Source organism: Geobacillus sp. CX412 (assembly GCF_027942335.1).
In the GTDB taxonomy this organism is placed as follows: domain Bacteria; phylum Bacillota; class Bacilli; order Bacillales; family Anoxybacillaceae; genus Parageobacillus_B; species Parageobacillus_B toebii.
Genome location: NZ_CP103461.1, coordinates 1661645 through 1675979 on the forward strand (window position 1 = coordinate 1661645; position 14335 = coordinate 1675979).

The following is a 14335-nucleotide window of genomic DNA, read 5'->3' on the forward strand; positions in this document are numbered from 1 at the left end:
CCTTCCCCTTTACGATATTCGCTCATGGTTAAAACGTGCATTTTGGTTAAGGGAGGAAACAAAAATAAGTAGCATAAAAAACCGATACCGTTATTTGGTACCGGCTTTTTGTTTGTATTGTTGCAGGGCATTGATATACTCATCTTTGATCTTTTCTTTTTCTATACATAGCTGTTGCTGCAAAAAGTCAATCACCGCTTGATCGTCCGCCAGTCCCGCTGCGAATTGACGTTTTATAAACCGTTCCGCCTCTTCTTGGCTCGAAAACGATTGTACTTCCTGTTCTTGATGATAAACGCCCCATTTGTCATCGCTTGGATGAAAGAAAAACCATTGTCCTTGATGATTGGTAAAAAAGAACCCTTCTGTTTGATCTTTTGTATTGAGCTGGTTTTGTTCCACATCATGATATACCGGCGGAAGCGAGAACACATCGACGACAAAAAGCGGGAATGTTGTTTCATTAACAAAGCATCCGGATGCTTTCGGATGGCCTCCTCCTCCAAACTGTTTCGCAAACTCCGCAACATTCACGTTGTCGTGAATCGTTCGAAACCCAATATGTTTCGTGCCGAGATTAACCATGGCGATTAAATCTAAATGAGGACAACGTTTGGATAATGCATTACCTAGTTCAGACATATGTTGTTCGGCAAAAACAATACCGACACAATAATCATCAAACCAGCGCTGGACAAGTTGTTTTTGTTTCATTCGGATGTAGCGCTGAATTTTCTTTTCTTCCATATCCAAAATAAGTTCTTCCGTTTCGGTTAAAGCAAATGGACCTCCTTCTGTTAACCGTTCACTCATGCGATCCCAAAATTCGTCCAGGCCTAAAATCGTCAGCAAATCATTTAGCCGCTTTGCCCGCGTGTTGTCTGTTTCTTCCCATTCCCATGTATCGTATTGGCGGACAAGCTCTACAAATTCATCGAGCGTTTCGTTTCGTTCCAGTTTTTGTTCACGGATTAAATATTCATAAAATAGCGAGGTTGCGCACGTTTTTTTGCCTTGTTCATCCGTTGGCTGCACCCACCCCCACGGATACTTATTAAAATGGAGGGCAGTGACATGGTGGTCGATAACTTGAACGTGTTTTCCTGCTTCAAATCGTTCCGCCAGTTTTTTCTCCACCTCTTCACTGACCGCCAGATCGGTAATAAATACACTTGCTTCGTTATGCTGTTCATCTTCAATAAATTGTTTCACTCGTTCATCTAAGTTACGGTAGGAACAAAATGATATGTTTACTTCTTTAAACGCAATTTTCGCCAACAGTCCGCACCCAATTCCGTCTAAATCGCTGTCCGTAAACAATTTGATCATCGCCAATCCATCCTTTTCTTTATAAACTTTTATACAATAGTTTTTTCAATAGCGGGAATAAGAAATCTGGAAGTTGCTCCACGTTTGGAACAACAATGCTATGTTTTCCATAAATATTTCGAATCGTCTCTCTCTGTCCTTCGTCAATTTCACCATTGGCCAAAAAGACGTTAATCACTTCGATATGATGTTTGCGCGCTTCTAACACCGCTTCATGCGTATCGATAATACCGTTTTGTTCATAACCAAACGCCGCTGGTTCTCCGTCGGAAAACACCAATAAAAATTTTTGTTTTTCCGGCCGCTTTAAAAGTTGTTCCGTTATGATGCGAATCGCAAATCCGTCGCGATTATCTTCCTGGGCCTCCAGCTGCATAATCGCAGGGCCGCTTTCTTTTTTATGTGATTGTGCAAATGAAATTACCGTTTGAAAATAGTTTGGCTGCTTCGTTTCCGTCGCCTCATTTGGATCTTCCCAAAATCCAACGATCTGATGGGGCACAAGCAACGATTTTAATGCTTCATGGAACAAAATAATACCGCGTTTCGTTTCTTCCATTTTGTCATACATCGACGCTGAACAATCGACTAGCAGCGTAAAAACGGCATCAATACGAGAAGATGGCTGATGTTTTTTATAAAACAAGCGCGGCTGTTCGTCTGTCCATAGACGAAGCAGTTTTTTATGCAGCCGGCCAAAATGTAAATCGGTGCGTGGAAGTGTCTTTTTATGTTCTAATGTTTTTTCCATCATTTGTTTTAATTTTTTTTGATATGGTAAAATATCGATTTTCTTTTGTTCATATTGTGCTATTTGTTCAGACGAAGGAGAAGTTGGAAAAAGAAAAATTGCTTCAGCATACCGGTTATCTTTCCCGTAGCGATCCCCTTTACCTGCTTGTTTGCTTTCCCGTTTCTGTTCATAGGCATTTAGCTTCCTATAATCGTTTCGATTCGATTTTCGCGCAGATCCTTGCACCATCGCAAGTGCCTGATCCCCGTCTTCGCCTTCACGCGCTCCATCTCCCAATAAATCGGTTCGCGAGCCTTGTTCAAGTTCAAAACGCAAGAAACTTTTCGTCATGTCACTCGTTTCACGGTGCCACGTTGGCAGTTCTTGATCATGGACATCTTCGTCCCCACATTTTTCTTTATCCAAGATGTCACAGTTATTGAGCGGGTCGATCCGTTTTAAGTCTTCTAGCGTCAGTCCCATCTCTTCATTATAACTTTGTTCTGGTAAATAAAAATACGTGTTTAACATATCATTTTCCAATACGTCATCGAATGCTTCTGTAATCATCCACGTGATACGGGCCACTTCTTTCGTCGAAGCAGCGTCAAAAAATTGGGGAAGCGTCTGGCGAAGCCAAGGCATCATTCGGTCAATTGGCTCATGAATAACTGGAACGTCCTCTAGCGGCGAATCGGATGTTAATAACAAATAGATAACAGAAAATAATGCATCCGTATATACGCTTCTTGTCAAATTGGCGTTCGTTTGACTGTAAAAATAACGGCGGTACACATCGCGGCGGATGCGAAACCATTTTTTCGTGCCAGGACGCTCTTTTTTACAAATTTCCTCAAGACGCAAATCTTCTGCTAGTGTAAATAGTTGCTTTGCAAAACTAGGGATCGATATGTTTTTCGTTTTGTTAAGAAATGCGGTGACTTCAGAAAAATCAGTATGAAAAAGCGTTCCGATGGCTCGTAAACAGACATCGCTTTTTAATCCGTTTTCTTTTTCTTCTTTCGGTCGATTGTCCCAAAAATGACTGACATATAATTTTCGGTTTGGAAAGTCAACATAAGACTGAAAGCCGAACTCTACTTCCCAATCGCTATGTTTCGCTAACGTTTTCGCTAAATCGGACAGCTGCATAAACAAAAAGGAATCAATCTTTTTATCGTTAAATTGGATAAATCGCTCCATATTGGATCCCTCATTCTTCGAACAACGTTTCCGCGATGTTGCGCACCGCTGCTTTTTCACGGTCATCTTCCAGTTTTTCCACAATGCCGCGTTCAATGGCCCGAAGCGGCGGCAAATATACAGCTAAATCACAAGTATCGATCAGCGCTCGAATCGAAGCAGCTTCTTCGGAAATTTGCCCATTTTTTACTTGTGCAATTAAATCAGCGGATAACGTGACGAAGCGGTCGATGAGTGTTTCGTCTGTTAATGTAGTTTGTGCCAACAATACGGATTTTAATGTATCTCCTTGAATATACGGAACATCGATGACAACAAAACGGTTTTTTAACGCTTCGTTGAGCGGGACGGTGCCAACATATCCCTCGTTAATCGCAGCGATCACGCCAAATGTTTCTTTCGCTTTAACGACTTCTCCGGTAAACGGATTAGTAATCATTTTTCGATAGTCTAAGACACCGTTTAAAATCGGCAGTGTTTCTGGTTTAGCCATATTAATTTCGTCAATATATAATAAATGTCCTTTTGTCATCGCCTGAATGACAGGACCTGGGATAAACTCGATTTCTGCTTTTCCATCGCGATTTTGAATCGTTTTAAAGCCAAGCAGCGCTTCGGCATCTAAGTCAACAGAACAGTTCACACTATGCATCGGCTGTCCGAATATGGATGATAACGTTTCCGCCAGCTTCGTTTTTCCGGATCCCGTCGGTCCTTTCAATAAGACGTTTTTCCCAAGCGCAAGTGCAATGATAGCATCATATAGAATCGACTCATCGGAAGCGGTGTAACCGCCTTTTCCAATGAGATAGGCGTCTTCATCATCCGAAAATAGTTGGTTGCGATATTGAATAATTTCTTCAACTTTCTCTGGAAGTTTCACTATTTGTCGTCCTTTCTTTCTTTATTTTGCATTACGGTTACTATTCTACTGAATGTCCTGTTTTCACGCAAAAAAGAGGCATTTGTAACTATAAAAGTATTATGTAAATTAAAAATGCAAAGAAAAATGGAGAGCCACCATCCTTTTATAATTATGATGCTCCCCGTCAGCTAAAATTATCTTCAATCGCCTTGCGAATGAGCGCTTGGCAGCGATCTAATTCCGCTTTTAATTGCCGTTTGTACAGCTTTGCTTTTTCATATCCGCCATCCGCAAACCGATAATAGACAACTTCTTGATATTTCATTCCTTCTTTTTTCTGTTTCACTTGTTTTAGAATTCCGTCTTCAATAAGGTCATGTAACGCTTTATATACTTCTGAGTGGTTCGGTCTGTAGCCATATGGCTTAAACTCCTGGCGCAGCAAGTCTAATATTTTTAATCCGTATAAACGTTCTTGTTCGGTTAATGTGATTAAATATAGTTTTAAAAACGCACGCTGTTTTAACAGAAAACCGCTTGGCGTTCTTTTTTCACCCATGTTTCTCCCTTCTTTCTTCTTTTTCTTTATTATAACAATTCCACTTATTGTATGGAAATCCTTTTTATTTTCGATTTTTTATTTAGAACATAGATTTATTAGTTTATTTAACGGAAAAGGAGGCGTCCCTGCCTCCTCTTTTTTTGATCATACCTACTTAATAAAAGACAATCGTTTTGTTTCCATGAATGATGACACGATCTTCCAAATGCCATTTTAAGGCTCGGGCAAGCACGGTTTTTTCAATAATTCTTCCCATTCGTTTTAAATCATCGGGATGGTGGCGATGGTCAACACGGGCAACGTCTTGTTCGATGATCGGGCCTTCATCTAAATCATCGGTTACGTAATGCGAAGTTGCGCCAATTAGTTTCACGCCTCGCTCATACGCCCGTTCGTACGGTCTTGCTCCGATGAACGCTGGTAAAAAGGAATGATGAATGTTAATAATTCTTCCTGGAAATTCAGCGACAAACGCTGGGGATAAAATTTGCATATAACGGGCGAGCACAATCGTATCCACTTCATATTTTTTTAGCAGCTCGATTTGCTTTTGCTCGGCTTCCGCTTTCGTTTCTTTCGTAACAGGAATATGGAAATATGGAATGCCAACCGATTCTACTGTGCTTCTGAGATGTTCATGATTGCTTATCACAAGCGCAATATCGGCAATTAATTCACCCGCTTGCCACTGCCATAATAACTCTAGTAAACAATGTTCTGCCTTGGAAACAAATATAGCAATTCGTTTGACATCATTATGTAAGCGAAGGCGCCAATCCATATGAAACGACTCGGCGATCGGCTGAAAAGCGGATTCAATTTCTTGCTTTCGCAACGCGATATTCGGACAATCAAATTCGATTCTTAAGAAAAAGGTGCCACCTTCCGGATCGGTGGAATATTGACTAGATTCGACAATATTTGCGCCTTGTTCGTACAAAAACGATGTTACAGACGCGACGATACCCGGTTTATCCGGACATGAAATTAACAAACGAGCACGATTTTCATAGTTTTGTAGAAATGATTGCCATCGATGTTCGCGAAATGTATGCATGTGACTATCTTCCCCCTATACTATTCATTTAACCTTCATCATATAAAAAAACGGTCGGAATGCCAACCGTTTTTTTATTTATTTTCCTTATCGTCCGCTTCAAATAAGGATAAATATTCCCCATATCCTTCTTTTTCTAAATCTTCTTTTGGAATAAAGCGTAATGCGGCAGAATTAATACAATAACGAAGACCGGTTGGCTCCGGACCGTCGTTAAAGACATGGCCCAGGTGAGAATCGGCTTTACGGCTCCGTACTTCCGTACGTATCATCCCATGACTTAAATCGAGCTCCGTTTTAATATTTTCTGGATGAAGTGGCTTTGTAAAGCTTGGCCAGCCACATCCTGCGTCAAATTGATCTTTCGTGCTAAAGAGCGGTTCCCCGGAAACAATATCTACATATATTCCTTCCCGTTTGTTATTCCAATATGGATTGTCAAACGGCGGTTCCGTCCCGTTTCGCTGCGTCACTTCAAATTGAAGAGGAGTCAGCTTTTTTCGCAACATTTCCTCTCGTTCTTTATCCCGCCAGTGTTCTTTCAAAAACGCATCGCGTCCTGAAGCGATATAATACATTTTATAGTGAAGAGGTCTTTTCTTATGATAGTTTTGATGATATTCTTCAGCCGGGTAAAATGTCGATGCAGGCAATATTTTTGTGACAATCGGTTTGGAGAAACGTCCGCTTTCTTCTAATTCCCGTTTTGATTTTTCAGCGAGTAGGCGCTGTTTTTCGTTATGATAAAAAATCGCTGTCCGATACGATTCACCACGGTCATGAAACTGTCCGCCGTCATCGGTCGGATCGATTTGGCGCCAGTAAATATCTAAAAGTTTTTCATATGGAAATACGTCAGGGTCAAACGTAATTTGTACTGCTTCGTAATGCCCTGTTGTTTGTGAACATACTTCCTCATACGTTGGGTTTTCTTTATGACCGCCTGTGTACCCGGATATGATGCTGATAATTCCAGGCTGTTCTTCAAATGGCGAAACCATGCACCAAAAACAGCCGCCCGCGAATGTTGCTAATTCATATCCCATCCGTTACTTTCCCTCCCTCTAGAAATGTTGATCTATCAAGGCTTTTCGGCCTCTCAGGGGTGTCCAAAAAATATTTTTCGACAAAATCCCTTACATCCTTTTTCAGTTTTGTGGATATCTTACAGACCTAGGGTGCGCTTCGCGGCCACGGCTGGTTATATTTTCCTGCCGCGGGGGGAAGCATATTCGATGCACCCTTTGGATCTCCGCGTCGCTGATGAGGACGAACCCTCCCATGTCTCCGGGCGTCTTCGCGCCAACATTCCCTCGTTCGGTCTCGTCATCAGGCGGAGGCCGGCCAAGCTCCTTTAGGGACTCAAGGTCGAATGGATGAAATCACGCCAGCTTCTCCGGTGTCATCTCGTTGTCCAACGATTCTTCCGTTCGCAGGGGGGAGGCCTTAGGCCGCCCGTTGCACCTGGGACAAGACGTCCTGTTTCATTCGCTCCGCGTCAAACGCTTGTTTCTTCGTACAAATCGCAAACAGCACATTCAACAGCTTCCGGCACAAGGCGACGATGGACTGCTTTCCGGTCAGCGGATTGACGGATCGGGTCGTATAATACTCATGCAGCTCGCGAAACGCCTCGTTATGCCGAATCAGCGGAATCATCGCCCGAAACAGCACCGAGCGCAACCGTTTCCGTCCCCGTTTGGAGATGTGCTTTTGCCCTTTGCGCTGGCCGGAGGAGTTCTCCTTGAGCGTCAGGCCCGCCAACTTCACCAATTGGCGCGGGTCCCGATAATGGGCGAAGCTGCCGATCTCCGCCAGCAGATCGATGATCGTGGCGTCTCCCAACCCGTCGACCGTTTTCAACCATTGGTACTCCATCGTCGTTTGAACCAATGCCTTCAACTCGGCGTCCAGTGCAGCGATCTCCGCCTCCAATTGGCGGTATCGACGGACGAGCGCGGCGATCTCAAACCGGGCCATCGCTGTCCCTTCCGTCACCCCAATCGAGTCCTTCGCGGTGTTGATCAACGCCTGAATTTTGGCCTTCTGCGGGCATTTCATCCCTTCGCTTTGCCGGTACACCTCAAGAAGCTCCTCCACCGTCCGGCCGGCCATATCAGCCGGAAGCGGCGTCCACTCCAACACCGAAAGCGCCGTTTTCCCCAAGTCACGAAACACGGTCCAAAACTCTGGAAAATACCGATCCGTCCAGCGGACGATCGCGTTTTTCACCGCCGTCTGTTCCTTGCGGAGCTTCTCTTTGAGCGTGCTCCCCACGCGCAAATCGGCTTCAATCTCGTGCAACAGCCGGGGAACGAGGAATCGTCCGTCTTTTGCCAGTCTGGCAATGACCAGGGCGTCTTTGGCGTCGTGTTTCGTTGGCAGGTTGTCATCAAGTTCTTTCGACCGGCACACATGCGCCGGGTTGACCATGACCAACGGGATCCCGTGCTCCTCGAGGAAGTAGGCCAGGTTCAACCAGTAGTGCCCGGTCGGCTCCACGGCGACGATCACCTCTGACTTCCCGAACGCTTGCATCGCCCCCTGAATCGCTTTATACAGCTGTTGAAACCCCTCTTTCGACTGGAAGATCGGGAACGATTTGCGAAGCACGCGCCCCCGGTCATCCACGAAGCAGGCGTAGTGGGTTCGTTTCGCGATATCAATACCCACGACAAGCGTTTGTTCGGTTACTTGATCAATTTTATAGTTTTGTGTACAATTCATCTGAAGTCCTCCTTGGCATGATGGTAGGTGTTGTTTGACACCCCTGCATCATACCAAGAGGGCTTTTTTTGATCAAGTCCCCGGAAAAGCTCCTAACGGGAATGCTCCTTTTTATTTATCATATCAAAAAAGACACCTTCCTCCAAACGGAAAGGTGTCTACTGCGTATTCAATCATTACTTCGTTAAATCGCCGGCTGGGCCAAAAAATTCGTAATGAATATTTTCGTCGGAAACGCCCCATTCTTTTAACGCATGATAGACCGTTTTCATAAATGGAATCGGCCCACAGAAATAAAAATCTGCTTCTTTATTCGAGACAACGGATTGTATCCAAGATAAATCAATGAACCCTTCTTTTCCGAAATAAGGATGTTTTCGGTCTTCTTCTGAAGGAGACTGATAGCAAACATGATACGAAAATGCTGGATGTTCCGCTAAGCGGCGCAAATCTTGATCGAACGCATGGACGTTTCTATTGATCGCCGCGTGAATAAACGTTACTTGGCGATTAGGTTGACGCGAAACTGCCGTACTTGCCATGCTCATCAGTGGCGTAATTCCGACACCACCGCTAATGAGTACAATCGGTGTTTCTTTGGCCATATCGAGCGTGAAAACACCAAATGGCGCGCTTAACTCAAGCACATCGCCTTCTTGAATATGATCATGCAAGTAATTCGAAACGATGCCGGCTGGTTTGTCTGCTGTTGCCGCTTCTCTTTTCACACTAATGCGATAGTAGCCTTTTCCTGGCGCATCGGATAAGCTGTATTGGCGAATGTGGGTATATTGATCCCTGGAATAGAGACTCTGACACTGACATATTGTCCTGGCAAATACTCGCTAATTTCTCCTCCATCTTCAGGGACGAAATAAAACGATGTAATGACATCGCTTTCTTTTACTTTTTTCTGTACGATAAAGCGGCGGAAATCTTTCCATCCTCCACGTTTGGATGCGGCTTCTTCATACAATTGCGCTTCTACTTTGATAAATACATCTGCGATTATCTCATATGCTTCGGCCCATGCATTGATAATTTCGTCTGTCGCCGCCTCTTTAAGCACCTCTTTAATCGCAAGCAGCAAATGTTTTCCAACAATCGGATAATGCTCTGGTTTGATCCCTAAGCTGCAATGTTTATGAGCGATTTGTTGGACAAGCGGCATAATCACTTCAAGCTGATCAATATATTTCGCTGCGTTGTAAACAGCTTGTGCAAGCGCCCGTTGTTGTCGTCCTTGTTTTTGGTTAGCATGGTTAAAAATATTGAGCAGCTCTGGATGATTTGAGAACATGGTTTTATAAAACCACTTCGTAATTTGCTCCCCATGTTGTTCAAGTACTGGAACCGTTGATTTGATAATTTCAATCGTTTTTTGGCTTAATGATTTCGTTGTCGCATTCATTTCTCATATCCCCCAAAAAAAGATGTATTTTAAATACATGTTTATTGAATCATAGTTGTTTTTTTAAAGCAATATTTCAAATACATTTTTAACAAATTGTTCACAATTTTTTTTGAGGGATGGATTATGATAGAATAGTACTAAAGAAGCTAATTTTAAAGGTGTGAAACAAATGCAGCTGACAAACTATACCGAATATGCTTTGCGTGTTCTTCTCTTTTTAGGAACGCTCGATCCTGAAGAAAAAACCAATATTAAAGAAATTTCCAAGACATTTTCTATTTCAGAAAACCATTTAAGTAAGATCGTATATGAACTTGGAAAATTAGGCTATATTGAAACGATACGCGGACGAAACGGTGGAATTCGGCTAGCCAGAAAACCAGAAGAGATTCGAATTGGATCAGTCGTCCGCAACACGGAAGAAAATTTGTCGCTCGTTGAATGTTTTGCCGGACATGGCAATCATTGCGTCCTTACCCCTGTTTGCCAGTTAAAGCGTGTGCTTCACGAAGCACTAGGATCGTTTTTGCAAGTGCTAGATTCATACACATTAGCGGATTTGCTCAGCAATAAACAACACTTACAGATGATTTTCCGCAAAGAAAAACAATAAAGGAGCTGTCCCTCAAACAAAGAACAGCTCCATTCATATTTTTTTAAAACAAAGACATACTAGAATCAAAAATGATTTGTTTGTCACATTTCGTAAAATATATTAATATTAGAAAGGCATGAGAAAAACAAACAAGAATTAAAAGGAGGCCAAAATGAAACGCGTACAAAATGTATTACCACCTTATGTAAAAGTCCAAAACGGTGAGCTCTGGTTAACAGAAGATGACCGCGAAAATTTAAAAATTAGCTATCGCATTAAAGACATTATTTTCTCCGAACGATCTGATTTCCAACATGTCATGATTTTAGATTCTTACGATTTCGGACGTATGCTTGTACTCGATGGAGTCGTGCAAACGACATCGATTGACGGCCACATTTATAACGAAATGATTTCTCACGTACCGCTTCAATTCCATCCATCGGCAAAAAAAGTGCTTATTATTGGCGGCGGAGACTGCGGTGCGGCTAGAGAAGTAGCGAAATATAAACATGTCGAAGAAATTCATATGGTTGAAATTGATGAAAAAGTAGTGCAATCTTGCAAAGCGCATTTACAAGAAGTTTCCGGAAACTTATCCGATCCGCGAGTACAGTTTATTTATGATGATGGGGTTGCTTTTGTAAAAGAACGTGAAAGTGAATATGATGTGATTATTATCGACTCGTCTGACCCTGTCGGTCCGGCTGAAGCGCTCTTTTCACGCGACTTTTATGCCAATGTCCGCCGTGCTTTAAAAGATGATGGATTAATGGTTTGCCAAAGTCAATCGCCAATTTTCCATTTAGACATTTTACGCCAAACGTATGCAAATATTTGCGAATTATTCCCGCATGTCCAAGTATACACAGCGACTGTTCCTACATATCCAGGCGGATTGTGGAGCTTTACCATCGGTTCAACGAAACCTCTTTCACTTCCGGAAAATACAACCATTCCATCAGATACGAAATATGTTAACGAAGGAATATTAAAACAATGCTTCCAACTTCCTCAATTCTTGAAAAAGGCGCTTGAAAAGTAAGGAAAGAGCAGTCGCTAGACTGCTCTTTATTGTAAAGCGCGCCCTGACACGATCGAAACCGTAATATCATCGGCGGGCGGATTATGTAATCCGGCGCGGACATCCCGGTAATGCCGCTGCAATGGATTTGTAGCAAATAAACTTTTTCCTCCGACGATGCGCATGGCCAAATCAACGACATCGACAGCGGTATTGGTTGCAATATATTTTACGGCTGCTAATTCTTCTTTCATTTGTGCCCGCTTCTCTGGATAACGGTCCCATTGATCGGCAATGGAATACATAAAATGCCGTGCTGCCATCAAATGGATATCCATTTGCGCGATTTTTCTCTGCACTTCCGGTACTTCCGCAATCGGGTGAGAAAGACTATTTGGCTGATACGTTTTTGCGAATGCGATCGCCTCATTGCGCGCGGCGATAGCGATTCCTAAATAACACGCAGGAATGTGTAAAAGCCACCCTTGAGCATGACTTTTTGCTTTTGGCAAACTAAGCATTTCGACAAGTGCTTCTTCTTCCACTTCCACATTTTCTAAAATAACATCATCGCTTCGTGTCGCTCTCATGCCGAGCGTATCCCACGTTTTTTCAATTTTTAACCCCGCCGCTGTTTTCGGAATCAGAAAGTTTCCGACTTCTCCTGTTTCTTGAATAGTTGCGGATACGATAAAGTAATCAAGCGCCGGAGCTAGCGAAGTGAACGTTTTTCGGCCGGAAATCACCCAGCGGCCGCTGCGGTGTTCCGCGGTTGTTTCCGGTTTTCCGCCGCGCGCTGGACTTCCGGTCGCTTCTTCGGAATGAGCGCTATTTAGTAAAATTTGCTTTTCCACGACTTCTCGGCAAATTCGTTCAAAAACAGATAGCGGCCATTTTTTCGTCTCTGCAAGGTTCATGATAATGCCTAAATGCCAGCCGAGCGATAGCGCCGTCGCGCCGTCCCCTTGGGCGATCGTTTCCTGAATGAGCAAAAATTCGTAAAGGGAAATTTCTTCCCCGCCATATGATTTAGGAACAGTAAGAGAAAGAAAGCGCGCCTCTTTTAAGTCATCGAAATTTTCAAACGGAAATTCGGCATGTTCATCATGCCATCTAGCGCGCTTTTGGAATCGCTCAGCAAGATTCCGTGCCCGTTCGTACAAGTTTCGCTCCCGCTCTGTGCGAAGAAATAAATGATATAGTTCGTTCATAAGTCTCCCCTTCTTTTTCCATTATGGTTTTATTGTACAATGTATGAAGCGGGGATGGAAACAATATGCAATTAAAGAATGAATAAGTGACGAACATCACGGTCATCATGACGGTGGTAAAATTCATTTTTCGCATGGTCATATATATACTCTTGCTTCCACTTGTCTTCGTGACGCACAATATGGCGGATCGCCCGGATGATATGGTATATATCTTCATTTGTCATGATTGGATGAACTGAAATACGAACCCATCCTGGCTTGATTAGTAAGTTTCCCTGTTCGACTTGCATCAAAATGTTTTTCGACTGCTCTTTGTCAATTCCAAGCAAATAATGGCCGTATGGACCAGCGCATGAACAGCCGCCGCGCACTTGGATGCCAAAGCGGTCGTTCAAAAGCTTTACGACTAAATTATAATGCATTCCTTCAATAATAAATGATACGATGCCAAGCCGGTCTTCCCGGTGCCCTTCTAAAATATGAACGCGCGGTATTTGCTTTAAATGGGACAAAAGAAGTGTTGTTAATTCTTTTTCCCGCTTCAAGATGCGTTCAACACCCATTTTTTCTTTTAATTTAACGGCCAGTGCTGCTTTTATCGTTTGTAAAATCGGCGGTGTTCCCCCGTCTTCCCGAGTTTCAATGTCTTTAATATATTTATAGTTCCCCCACGGATCGGTCCATATGACCGTCCATCCTCCAGGATGATCAGGGATGCGGTTTTGATACAACCGCGCATCAAAAATAAGTACACCAGCGCTTCCAGGTCCTCCTAGAAACTTATGCGGTGAAAAATAAATACCGTCTAATTTTTCTAGCGGGTCATCAGGATGCATGTTGATGGGGACGTATGGAGCGGAGGCAGCAAAATCAACAAAGCAAATTCCTTCATGTTCGTGTATCATTTTTGCTAACTGATGATACGGCGTTTGAATACCTGTTACATTGGAACATGCGGTAAAAGCGCCGATTTTCAGCTGGCGATGCGCGTATGTTTGCAATAATTGCTGGAAATGCTCCAAATCCACATCCCCGTTTGCAGTCGGGCGAATCATAACCACTTCTCCAATGGTTTCTGCCCATGATAATAAATTAGAATGATGTTCCATATGTGTGACGAAAATAACCGGACGCTTCTCATCGGGAAGCTTAAGATGGGGCTTCCACTGTTCCGGCACCCTTAAGCCAAGCAGCCGCTGTAGTTTATTTACCGCGCTAGTCATCCCCGCTCCTTCCATAATAATGACATCATGTTCATCCGCATGGACATGGCGTTTAATCAATTCTTTTGCATATTGGTATGCCAACGTCATTTTTGTGCTCGTCACGTTTGATTCGGTATGCGTATTGGCAACAAATGGGCCAAGTTCCTCTGTTATTTTTTGTTCAATCGGCGCATACAAACGGCCACTTGCTGTCCAATCAGCATAAATCATTTTCTGTTGTCCAAACGGAGTGGAAAATGTCACATTTGTCCCAATCGTTGCTTCACGAAACGGTTGAAAATACGTTTCCAACTCTCCGCGGCATGTAAATGTCATCTCACCGATGGTTGCTTTAATTTCCACGAACACACCCTCCTTTCCTCTAATATATTCATACAGTATGTAGC

11 protein-coding genes and 1 pseudogene are annotated in these 14335 nt (G+C 43.2%); 2 read left to right on the top strand and 10 right to left on the bottom strand.

Translation table 11 applies throughout. The features are described from left to right. Positions 1–90 precede the first annotated feature (90 nt). The 8 genes and pseudogenes from NXM86_RS08930 to hmpA form a co-directional block, all read right to left on the bottom strand. Entirely contained in the window at positions 91–1329 is a 1239-nt protein-coding gene (locus NXM86_RS08930; protein WP_062754027.1) for a DHH family phosphoesterase, read from the bottom strand. 19 nt (positions 1330–1348) lie between these two features. Continuing rightward, the gene (locus tag NXM86_RS08935; RefSeq protein ID WP_498958954.1) at positions 1349–3265 is read right to left on the bottom strand and encodes a vWA domain-containing protein; all 1917 of its coding nucleotides are present in this window, start codon (positions 3263–3265) and stop codon (positions 1349–1351) included. A gap of 10 nt (positions 3266–3275) precedes the next feature. Beyond that, on the bottom strand, positions 3276–4148 hold the full coding sequence (locus NXM86_RS08940; RefSeq protein ID WP_498958955.1) for an ATP-binding protein: 873 nt from the start codon (positions 4146–4148) through the stop codon (positions 3276–3278). 166 nt (positions 4149–4314) lie between these two features. Further along, positions 4315–4689 carry a replication termination protein gene (locus NXM86_RS08945; RefSeq protein WP_015863876.1) on the bottom strand — a complete coding sequence of 125 codons (375 nt, stop codon included), beginning with the start codon at positions 4687–4689 and terminating at the stop codon, positions 4315–4317. A gap of 157 nt (positions 4690–4846) precedes the next feature. Continuing rightward, complete coding sequence (gene purU / locus NXM86_RS08950; RefSeq protein ID WP_062677921.1) at positions 4847–5749, bottom strand: formyltetrahydrofolate deformylase; 903 nt, start codon at positions 5747–5749, stop codon at positions 4847–4849. Between the two features lie 74 nt (positions 5750–5823). Next, positions 5824–6795 carry a peptide-methionine (R)-S-oxide reductase MsrB gene (gene msrB / locus NXM86_RS08955; protein ID WP_015863874.1) on the bottom strand — a complete coding sequence of 324 codons (972 nt, stop codon included), beginning with the start codon at positions 6793–6795 and terminating at the stop codon, positions 5824–5826. 400 nt (positions 6796–7195) lie between these two features. Further along, the gene (locus NXM86_RS08960; protein ID WP_012749092.1) at positions 7196–8476 is read right to left on the bottom strand and encodes an IS110 family RNA-guided transposase; all 1281 of its coding nucleotides are present in this window, start codon (positions 8474–8476) and stop codon (positions 7196–7198) included. Between the two features lie 176 nt (positions 8477–8652). Further along, a pseudogene (gene hmpA / locus NXM86_RS08965) lies at positions 8653–9887 on the bottom strand (NO-inducible flavohemoprotein). Positions 9888–10059: 172 nt separating this feature from the next. Here hmpA and NXM86_RS08970 point away from each other — a divergent pair. After that, positions 10060–10503: an Rrf2 family transcriptional regulator gene (locus NXM86_RS08970; RefSeq protein ID WP_062677923.1), complete on the top strand. Its 444-nt coding sequence runs from the start codon at positions 10060–10062 to the stop codon at positions 10501–10503. Positions 10504–10657: 154 nt separating this feature from the next. After that, complete coding sequence (speE, locus tag NXM86_RS08975) at positions 10658–11530, top strand: polyamine aminopropyltransferase (RefSeq protein ID WP_097354490.1); 873 nt, start codon at positions 10658–10660, stop codon at positions 11528–11530. A 26-nt stretch (positions 11531–11556) separates the two neighbouring features. Here speE and NXM86_RS08980 read toward each other — a convergent pair whose 3' ends face one another. Then, positions 11557–12720: an acyl-CoA dehydrogenase family protein gene (locus NXM86_RS08980; RefSeq protein WP_171698848.1), complete on the bottom strand. Its 1164-nt coding sequence runs from the start codon at positions 12718–12720 to the stop codon at positions 11557–11559. A gap of 71 nt (positions 12721–12791) precedes the next feature. Further along, a complete protein-coding gene (locus tag NXM86_RS08985) occupies positions 12792–14291 on the bottom strand; it encodes an aminotransferase class V-fold PLP-dependent enzyme (protein ID WP_498958956.1) in 1500 nt (499 codons plus the stop codon). Positions 14292–14335: the final 44 nt, after the last annotated feature.

Coding starts and splice junctions, on each gene's coding strand:
- msrB (WP_015863874.1), bottom strand. CDS start 6,795: ATGGGATATGAATTAGCAACATTCGCGGGCGGCTGTTTTTGGTGCATG.
- NXM86_RS08970 (WP_062677923.1), top strand. CDS start 10,060: ATGCAGCTGACAAACTATACCGAATATGCTTTGCGTGTTCTTCTCTTT.
- NXM86_RS08945 (WP_015863876.1), bottom strand. CDS start 4,689: ATGGGTGAAAAAAGAACGCCAAGCGGTTTTCTGTTAAAACAGCGTGCG.
- speE (WP_097354490.1), top strand. CDS start 10,658: ATGAAACGCGTACAAAATGTATTACCACCTTATGTAAAAGTCCAAAAC.
- purU (WP_062677921.1), bottom strand. CDS start 5,749: ATGCATACATTTCGCGAACATCGATGGCAATCATTTCTACAAAACTAT.
- NXM86_RS08935 (WP_498958954.1), bottom strand. CDS start 3,265: ATGGAGCGATTTATCCAATTTAACGATAAAAAGATTGATTCCTTTTTG.
- NXM86_RS08980 (WP_171698848.1), bottom strand. CDS start 12,720: ATGAACGAACTATATCATTTATTTCTTCGCACAGAGCGGGAGCGAAAC.
- NXM86_RS08930 (WP_062754027.1), bottom strand. CDS start 1,329: ATGATCAAATTGTTTACGGACAGCGATTTAGACGGAATTGGGTGCGGA.
- NXM86_RS08960 (WP_012749092.1), bottom strand. CDS start 8,476: ATGAATTGTACACAAAACTATAAAATTGATCAAGTAACCGAACAAACG.